This is a genomic window from Kutzneria sp. 744, assembly GCF_000568255.1.
In the GTDB taxonomy this organism is placed as follows: Bacteria; Actinomycetota; Actinomycetes; order Mycobacteriales; family Pseudonocardiaceae; genus Kutzneria.
Map to the genome: position 1 here is coordinate 3,793,070 of NZ_KK037166.1, position 7,961 is coordinate 3,801,030.

7 protein-coding genes are annotated in these 7,961 nt (G+C 70.7%); 2 read left to right on the plus strand and 5 right to left on the minus strand.

Annotation, left to right across the window (positions count from 1 at the left end; all coding sequences use genetic code 11):
• Positions 1-163: 163 nt before the first annotated feature.
• Positions 164-1,000 carry a TIGR03936 family radical SAM-associated protein gene (locus KUTG_RS16940; protein ID WP_043718003.1) on the minus strand — a complete coding sequence of 279 codons (837 nt, stop codon included), beginning with the start codon at positions 998-1,000 and terminating at the stop codon, positions 164-166.
• A 206-nt stretch (positions 1,001-1,206) separates the two neighbouring features.
• Here KUTG_RS16940 and KUTG_RS16945 point away from each other — a divergent pair, with 206 nt between their 5' ends.
• A complete protein-coding gene (locus KUTG_RS16945) occupies positions 1,207-2,796 on the plus strand; it encodes a S8 family peptidase (protein ID WP_063753531.1) in 1,590 nt (529 codons plus the stop codon).
• Here KUTG_RS16945 and KUTG_RS16950 read toward each other — a convergent pair.
• From KUTG_RS16950 to KUTG_RS16965, 4 genes are read right to left on the minus strand one after another with little or no spacing between them, the layout of a single operon-like run.
• Positions 2,779-4,746: a TIGR03960 family B12-binding radical SAM protein gene (locus tag KUTG_RS16950; protein ID WP_043718006.1), complete on the minus strand. Its 1,968-nt coding sequence runs from the start codon at positions 4,744-4,746 to the stop codon at positions 2,779-2,781. The two genes, KUTG_RS16945 and KUTG_RS16950, sit on opposite strands and share 18 nt — an antisense overlap.
• Before the next feature lie 16 nt (positions 4,747-4,762).
• Positions 4,763-5,536, minus strand: coding sequence for an ABC transporter permease (locus tag KUTG_RS16955; RefSeq protein WP_052396603.1), 774 nt, complete (start codon positions 5,534-5,536; stop codon positions 4,763-4,765).
• A gap of 33 nt (positions 5,537-5,569) precedes the next feature.
• Complete coding sequence (locus KUTG_RS16960) at positions 5,570-6,337, minus strand: ABC transporter permease (RefSeq protein ID WP_052394748.1); 768 nt, start codon at positions 6,335-6,337, stop codon at positions 5,570-5,572.
• Positions 6,337-7,299, minus strand: coding sequence for an ABC transporter ATP-binding protein (locus KUTG_RS16965; RefSeq protein WP_052394750.1), 963 nt, complete (start codon positions 7,297-7,299; stop codon positions 6,337-6,339). The genes KUTG_RS16960 and KUTG_RS16965 overlap by 1 nt, the downstream gene beginning before the upstream one ends.
• Positions 7,300-7,310: 11 nt before the next feature.
• Between KUTG_RS16965 and KUTG_RS16970 the strand changes: the two genes are divergently transcribed.
• Complete coding sequence (locus tag KUTG_RS16970; RefSeq protein WP_043718013.1) at positions 7,311-7,844, plus strand: TOPRIM nucleotidyl transferase/hydrolase domain-containing protein; 534 nt, start codon at positions 7,311-7,313, stop codon at positions 7,842-7,844.
• Positions 7,845-7,961 lie beyond the last annotated feature (117 nt).

Sequence of the window (7,961 nt, forward strand, 5' to 3'; positions counted from 1 at the left end):
CTTCTTCTTCGACATGTAGCTCCTCCGCCCCCGGGCGCGTCCAGTGTCTGGACGCGGCCACACAGGGGCCCGTTCTCTGTTCTGTCTCCGTCGCCGTCGGCGACGGGAAACCTTGCCTGGCGCCGCCCGGCTTCCTGGCGGGGCCAGGCCTGCGGGCGACAGGTCATTCGACGGCGGGCTGGTCCGGCTCCTGCTCCCTGGCCGGGTCCGCCGTCCCGCGCCCATCTGGGGCGAACGGGTCGACGAGCCCACCCGCGTCGTCTAGCCGGCCCTGCGCCAACCGGGTCGCCTTGGCGGGTACCGGGGGCCGGAGGCCGGCGACGACGCGGAGCGCACTCAGCACGTCATCGGGTCGCACCGCAGGGGTCAGCTGCCGTACCACCATCACGAGTATCCCATACGGACGGGACGCCGCCGTGTCGTCGTCCTTACGCGGAATCGGCGCGTCGGCCAAATCACCCGATGCGCCCACACCTTGATCACTTAGCGTCGCCGTGAGCGAGGTCACATCGCCCACCTCGACACTGACCACGCCCGGGCGGACGTCCATGATCCGCCGCCCGTCCTTGGTGAGCCGCTCGACCTCGACGGACTCGGCCGCCACCAGCGCCTCGACCGCCTTGGCCAGCTCCTCCGGCTCCACCCCCGGCAGCTCGACCAGCCAACGGCTGGCGTCGATCCGCTCGGCCAGCGAGCCCTGCTCGGCCTGCACCGCGTCGACCACGTCGAGACCGGGCGGCAGCGCCTCGTCCAGGGCCTTGCGCAGCGCCTCGGGATCGACCCGGTCGACCACGCCGACCTCGACGTATTCCGCCTCGCTGGCCACCCCGGTAGGGGCCGCGCCGATCCAGGAGATCTTCGGATGCGGGCTGAAGCCCTGGGAGTACGCCATCGGCACGCCCGCCCGCCGCAGCGCCCGCTCGAAGGTGCGAGCGACGTCACGGTGGGAGGTGAACCGGAGCCGACCCCGCTTGGTGTAGCGCAGCCGGAGCTTCTGCACCGCGGCGGCGGACGGGTTGGGCTGGTCGTGGCGGCTCAGGACTACTCTCCTTGGCTGGATCGACGGGTCCGGTAGGACGGTACCCGGCCGGTCCCGGGGACACTGAGCAACGCCGGGGTTGTCCGGCGGGCGGGCGGTGGCTACCGTCCGGCTGATCGCTGACGTGGGCGACCCCCGAACGCCCACCCCAGAGATGGAGGTCCGCAGTGCCTCTGCTCCGCCGGGCACAGCTGGCGGCACTGGGCGCAGCCCTGCTCGCGGCCGGGTGCCTCGGCGCGCCCGCGGCCGGCGCGGACGACGTCACGCCGTCCGGGTGCGTTCAGCCCGGCCCCACCCTGCGCTACCTGGTGGTTTTCGACAAGGGCACCCCCGAGCCGGACGCCGACGCCCAGATCTCCGCCGCCTGCGGCACCACCACCGTGTACTACGCGCCGATCGCCGTGGCCGTGGTCACCTCACCGGACCCCGGGTTCGGCGACAAGATCGGCCCCGACCGGGCCTACAGCGCGCAGGGCGAGTCCTGGACCGCGACCGGGCAGTCGAGCCGCAAGAAGGCGGACGAGACGATGTCCGCCGCCTCCCTGCTGACCAGCACCGAGTCGGTGCCCAGCGCCGACCTGGGCGACCAGCAGTGGGACATGCGCCAGATCGACGCCAACCTGGCCCACCAGATCACCGAGGGCGACTCGCGGGTCGTGGTCGGCGTGCTGGACTCCGGCATCGACCCCCGCCACCCCGACCTCAAGCCGGCGCTGGACCCGCAGCTGTCGGTGGGCTGCCTCACCGGCAAGCCGGACACCAGCGTGGCGGCATGGGCCCCGACGACGTCCTCGCACGGCACGCACGTGGCCGGCATCATCGCCGCCGCCGATGACGGCAAGGGCGTCACGGGCGTGGCGCCGGGCGTGCGCGTGGCCTCCGTGAAGGTGGTGGACGACGACGGCTACATCTACCCCGAGTACGCGGTGTGCGGCTTCATGTGGGCCGCCACGCACGGCATCGCCATCACCAACAACAGCTACTACGTGGACCCGTGGGAGTACACCTGCTCCGACCAGCAGGGCCAGCGTGTGGTCACGGAGGCCATGAAGCGGGCCGTGGACTACGCGAACTCGCAGGGCGTGCTGAACATCGCCGCGGTGACCAACTCGGCCGTGGACCTCACGCAGCCCGGCACGGACACGCGCAGCCCCGACAACGCCCCCAGCCACCCCGTGCGGAGCATCGGCGGCGACTGCTCGGTGCTGCCGGCCGCGGAGCGCGACGTGGTGGCGGTGTCCTCCGTGGGCGCGAACCAGGTCAAGGCCAGCTACAGCTCGTACGGCCTGGGCGCGGTCGACGTCACGGCCCCGGGCGGCGACGTGCACCAGAAGCCGGCCAACGGCGACAACGCGTGCGTGGTGTCCACGGTGCCCGGCGGCTACGGCAACTTCTGCGGCACGTCCATGGCGGCCCCGCACGTGACCGGCGTGGCGGCGCTGCTGGCGTCCACGCATCCCGGCGACACGCCCGCGCAGCTGACGAAGCTGCTCAACCAGCAGGCCAAGCCGGTGCAGTGCCCCAGCGACTACGACCTCAACGACACCGGCGCGCAGGATGCCTACTGCTCCGGCTACGCCTCGTTCAACGGCTTCTACGGCCACGGCATGGTCAACGCCCTGGCCGCCGTGTCCAGCGGCACCACGCCCCGGCCGCAGACGGGCGCGCCGACGACCGACGCCCCGACCCAGACGGACAAGGGGCCGACCGGCAAAGCGATGCCGATCGGCCCCGAGCAGCTAGCCGCCGGTCAGTGACGGGTTCCTGACCGGAGATCCCTTGCCCACCGGGGAGATCGGCAGCAACGGGCGGCCGGTCGGCCCGACCTGGATGTCGGTGCCCATGGCCGGGCAGACGCCGCAGTCGAAGCACGGGGTCCAGCGGCAGTCGTCCTGCTCCTGCTCGGACAGGGCGTCCTGCCAGTCGGCCCAGAGCCATTCCTTGTCCAGCCCCGAATCCAGGTGGTCCCAGGGCAGGACCTCGGTCTCCTCGCGCTGACGCGTGGTGAACCAGGCCAGGCTCACGCCCAGCGGCTCCAGCTCGCTGTCGGCCGCGTTCACCCAGCGGTCGTAGGAGAAGTGCTCGCTCCAGCCGTCCAGCCGGCCGCCGTCACGCCACACCCGCTCGATGACCCGGCCGACCCGGCGGTCGCCACGGCTGAGCAGTCCCTCGATCAGCGAGGGCTTGCCGTCGTGGTAGCGCATGCCGATGTTGCGGGCCAGGCTGCGGTCCCCCTGGTTCACCTCGGCCCGCAGCTTGCGCAGCCGGTCGTCCACGGTGTCCGGGTCGCACTGGGGCGCCCACTGGAACGGCGTGTGCGGCTTGGGCACGAAGCCGCCGATGGAGATGGTGCAGCGAATGTCCTTGCGGCCACTGGCAACACGTCCGGCCTTGATGACCTCCTTGGCCATCCGGGCGATCTGCAGCACGTCCTCGTCGGTCTCGGTCGGCAGGCCGCACATGAAGTACAGCTTCACCTGCCGCCAGCCGTTGGAGAACGCCGCGCTGACCGTGCGGATCAGGTCCTCTTCGGACACCATCTTGTTGATGACGCGGCGGATCCGCTCGCTGCCGCCCTCGGGGGCGAACGTCAGGCCGGACCGGCGGCCGTTGCGGGAGATCTCGTTGGCCAGGTCCACGTTGAAGGCGTCGACCCGGGTGCTGGGCAGGGAAAGCCCGGTGTTGGTGCCGGCGTAGCGGTCGGCCAGGCCCTTGGTGATCTCGGCGATCTCGGAGTGGTCGGCGCTGGACAGCGAGAGCAGGCCGACCTCCTCGAAGCCGGTCGCCTCCAGTCCTTTTTGGACCATCGCGCCGATGCCCTCGATGGAGCGCTCCCGCACCGGGCGAGTGATCATGCCGGCCTGGCAGAAGCGGCAGCCCCGGGTGCAGCCGCGGAAGATCTCCACGCTCATCCGCTCGTGCACGCTCTCGGCCAGCGGCACCAGCGGCTGCTTCGGGTACGGCCACTCGTCCAGTTCCATGGTGGTGCGCTTGAACACCCGGTACGGCACGCGGTCGGTGTTGGGCACCACGCGCTGGATCCGGCCGTCGGACAGGTACTCGACGTCGTAGAAGCGCGGGACGTAGACGCCGCCGGTCTCGGCCAGTCGGGTCAGCAGCTCGTCGCGGCCGTCGGGGCGGCCCTGGGCCTTCCACTCGCGGACGATGTCGGTGATCTCCAGGACGGCTTCCTCGCCGTCGCCGAGGACCGCCGCGTCGATGAAGTCGGCGATCGGCTCCGGGTTGAACGCCGCGTGCCCGCCGGCCAGCACGATCGGGTCGTCGTCGGTGCGGTCGGCGGCGTGCATCGGGATGCCGGCCAGGTCCAGCGCCGTGAGCATGTTGGTGTAGCCGAGCTCGGTGGAGAAGCTCAGGCCGAACACGTCGAACGCCCTGACCGGGCGGTGCGCGTCCACCGTGAACTGCGGGACGCCGTGCTCCCGCATCAGCGCCTCCAGGTCCGGCCACACCGTGTAGGTGCGCTCGGCCAGCACGTCCTCGAGCTCGTTGAGGATCTCGTAGAGGATCATGACGCCCTGGTTGGGCAGGCCGACCTCGTAGGCGTCCGGGTACATCAGGCACCAGCGCACGGCGGCCGAGTCCCAGTCCTTGACGGTCGCGTTCAGCTCGCCGCCGACGTACTGGACCGGCTTGGACACCCGCGGCAGCAGCGGCTCCAACGCGGGGAAGACAGACTCGACACTCACCCGGCAAGGGTAACGCTCATGTCAGGAGCAGCGTGCCGAGGCGGCGGGCGGCGAACCAGCCGCCGGCCGCCACCATGATCGCGAAGTAGGCGACGTGGCCGAGGATTCCCCAGGTCACGGCCCCACTCGTCAATGCCCGCATGAGCTCGATGCCGTGATAGAGCGGGAAGCATTCCACGGCGATCCGGATCGGCTCCGGATAGACGGTGATCGGGAAGAACGTCGTGGAGAACAGGAACATCGGCATCTGCACCAGCAGGATCAGGTCGAAGTCCTGCCAGGAGCGCATCAGCGTGGCGGCGCCCATGCCGACGGCCGCGAAGCCGAACGCCACCAGCAGCGCGGCGGGCAGGGCCAGCAGCGCCCACGGGCTGCTGATCAGGCCCAGCGCGGCCATGACGGCCAGGAAGCCGGCGGCGTAGATGCCGCCCCGGATCAGCGACCAGGAGGTCTCGCCGAGCGCCACGTCGGTCGGCCCGAGCGGGGTGGCCAGCATGGCGTCGTACACCTTGGCGTACTTGAGCTTGAGGAAGATGTTGAACGTGGAGTCGTGGATCGCCCCGTTCATCGCCGAGGCCGCCAGCAGCCCCGGGGCGACGTACGCGGCGTAGCTGATGGGACTGCCGTCGGGCCCGGTCAGGGTGCCGACGATACCGCCGAATCCGATGCCCAGAGCAAAGAGATAGAACAGAGGTTCGAACACGCCGGACACCACCAGCAGCCAGTTCCGGCGGTTGACCAGCGCGGACCGCTCGATCACGGCCCGGGCCCGGCCGGCGTAGCTGCCCATCGGCACGATCCGCAGCACCGTCACGTCTCCCCCTCAGACCTTCAGCCGTGCGTGGAACCGCTGCCGGGCCACCAGCAGGCCGCCGGCCGTCAGCACCACCAGGTAAACGACGTGGCCGACCGCGGCAAGGGCGCCCATGCCGCCGAACTCGACCGCTCGGGCCAGCTCGTTGCCGTGCCACAGCGGTGTGATCCAGGCGAGCGGGCGGCTCCACGCCGGCAGCTGGCTGATCGGGTAGTAGGTGCCGGCGAACAGTGTCATCGGCACCAGCACGAACCGGAACACGTTGCCGAACGTCACGCCCTCGTCGTTCACCGATGCCGCCAGGGCCAGGATCCAGCTGCCGAAGGCCATGCCGGCCAGCACCGACACCGGCACCGCGAGCAGCACGCCGGCGTTGGTGAACGCACCGAACAGTGCGGCGACGGCTATGTAGGCCAGGCCGCTGATCAACACCCGCAACGCCACCCACAAGGCTTGGGCCATCAGGAGTTGGTCCACGGTGACGGGTGTGGACGTGATGGCGTAGTAGCGCCGGTCCCATTTGAGGCTGCCCAGCACCGGGAACGACGACTCCGCCGTCGCCACCTGCACCGCCGCCGCCACCAGCATGGCCGGCGCGAGGTAGACGACGTAGGGCAGGCCGTCGGTGGCCGGCCCCGGCGTGATCCGGCTGCCGAGGCCGAAACCCATGGCCCCCAAGAACATCAGCGGCAGCAACACGGTCGACACCACCGTGGCCCGCCAGTTCCGGCGGTACCAGGTCCAGAAGTGCTCCAGCACCAGAAGGACGGGTCGCATCAGTCCACCAGCGTCCGGCCGGTCAGGCGCAGGAACACGTCCTCCAGCGTGGCCCGGCGGACCAGGCTGGAGGTCGGCCGCATGCCTCGCCGCGTGGCCGCGGCCAGCACGGCTTCGCCGTTCGTGGCATAGAGCAGCAGGCGGTCCGGCAGCACCTCGACCCGTTCGGCGAGATCCTCGACCAGCGGAACATGGTGGTGTTGCTGGTCGATCGGGAACCGCAGCTCCAGCACCTCGCGGCTGGAGTGCTCGGCGATCAACGCCGCCGGCGACCCCTCGGCCACGATCCGACCGCCGTCCATCACCACCAGCCGATCGCAGAGCTGCTCGGCCTCGTCCATGTAGTGCGTGGTCACGATGAGCGTGACGCCCTGTTGCTTGAGCCGGAACAGCTTGTCCCACAACAGATGTCGCGCCTGCGGGTCGAGGCCGGTCGTCGGTTCGTCGAGCAGCAGCAGTTCCGGCTCGTTCACCAGCGAGCGGGCGATCGTCAACCGGCGCTTCATGCCGCCCGACAACGGTTCCACCTGATCGTCGGCGCGGTCCGACAGCTGCGCGAACTCCAGCAGCTCCGTCGCCCTGGCCCGAACCTGGTGGCGTGACAGGCCGAAATACCGGCCGTACACCTGGAGGTTCTGCCGGACGGTCAGCTCGTTGTCGAGATTGTCCTGCTGTGGCACCACGCCGAGCCGACCTCGGATCCGCGGGCCGTGCCGATCCGGGTCGAGGCCCAGCACCCGCAGCTCGCCGGCCGTGCGCGGAGACGTGCAGGCGATCATGCGCATCGTCGACGACTTGCCCGCGCCGTTCGGGCCGAGGAAGCCGAAGGCCTCGCCGCGCCGGACCTTCACGTCCACGCCGCGCACGGCCTCGAAGTCGCCGAATCGTTTGACCAGGCCGTCCGCCTGCACAAGGACCGCGTCGTCACTCACGGATCCGACGGTAGCGGGCACCCCTGACATATGTTGGCGTCATGCGCGCCGTGGTGCTGGTCGAGGGGGTCAGCGATCAGCTCGCGCTGGAGGTCGTCGCCCGGCGGCGCGGCCGCGACCTGGCCGCTGAGGGCATTCACGTCGAGGCCATGGGCGGCGCCACCAACATCGGCCACTACCTCGACCGCTACGTCCCGCTCGACGTCACCGTCGCCGGGCTCTACGACAGCGCCGAGGAACGCTACTTCCGTCGCGCCCTGGACCGCTTCGGGCTCGCCGACGCCGACCTTGAGGACAGCGGCTTCTTCCGCTGCACCGCCGACCTCGAGGACGAGCTCATCCGGGCCGTCGGCCCGTCACAGGTCGAAAGCCTCGTCGAGGCCGAGGGCCGTCTCGCCTCGTTCCGCAAGCTCCAGCGGCAGCCCGCCCAGCGCGGCCGCAGCCTGCACGACCAGCTCCGCCGGCTCATGGGCGGCCGCTCCGGCGGCAAGTACCACTACGCCCGGCTGATGGCCGAGGCCGTCGACCTCGACCGCATTCCCCGGCCGCTGACCGCCCTGCTCGACCACCTCTGATCGACCCCTGGGCCGGGCCGGCGTGATCCGCCGGCCCGGTGACAGCTCAGAGGTTCGGGAACCAGATCTTGATCTCGCGGTCGGCCGACTCCGGCGAGTCCGAGCCGTGCACCAGGT

Bases quoted from the DNA above. Each gene is read 5' to 3' on its own strand.
- KUTG_RS16965 (WP_052394750.1), bottom strand. From the start codon at position 7,299: ATGTCAGGGGTGCCCGCTACCGTCGGATCCGTGAGTGACGACGCGGTC.
- KUTG_RS16970 (WP_043718013.1), top strand. From the start codon at position 7,311: ATGCGCGCCGTGGTGCTGGTCGAGGGGGTCAGCGATCAGCTCGCGCTG.
- KUTG_RS16955 (WP_052396603.1), bottom strand. From the start codon at position 5,536: ATGGGCAGCTACGCCGGCCGGGCCCGGGCCGTGATCGAGCGGTCCGCG.
- KUTG_RS16960 (WP_052394748.1), bottom strand. From the start codon at position 6,337: ATGCGACCCGTCCTTCTGGTGCTGGAGCACTTCTGGACCTGGTACCGC.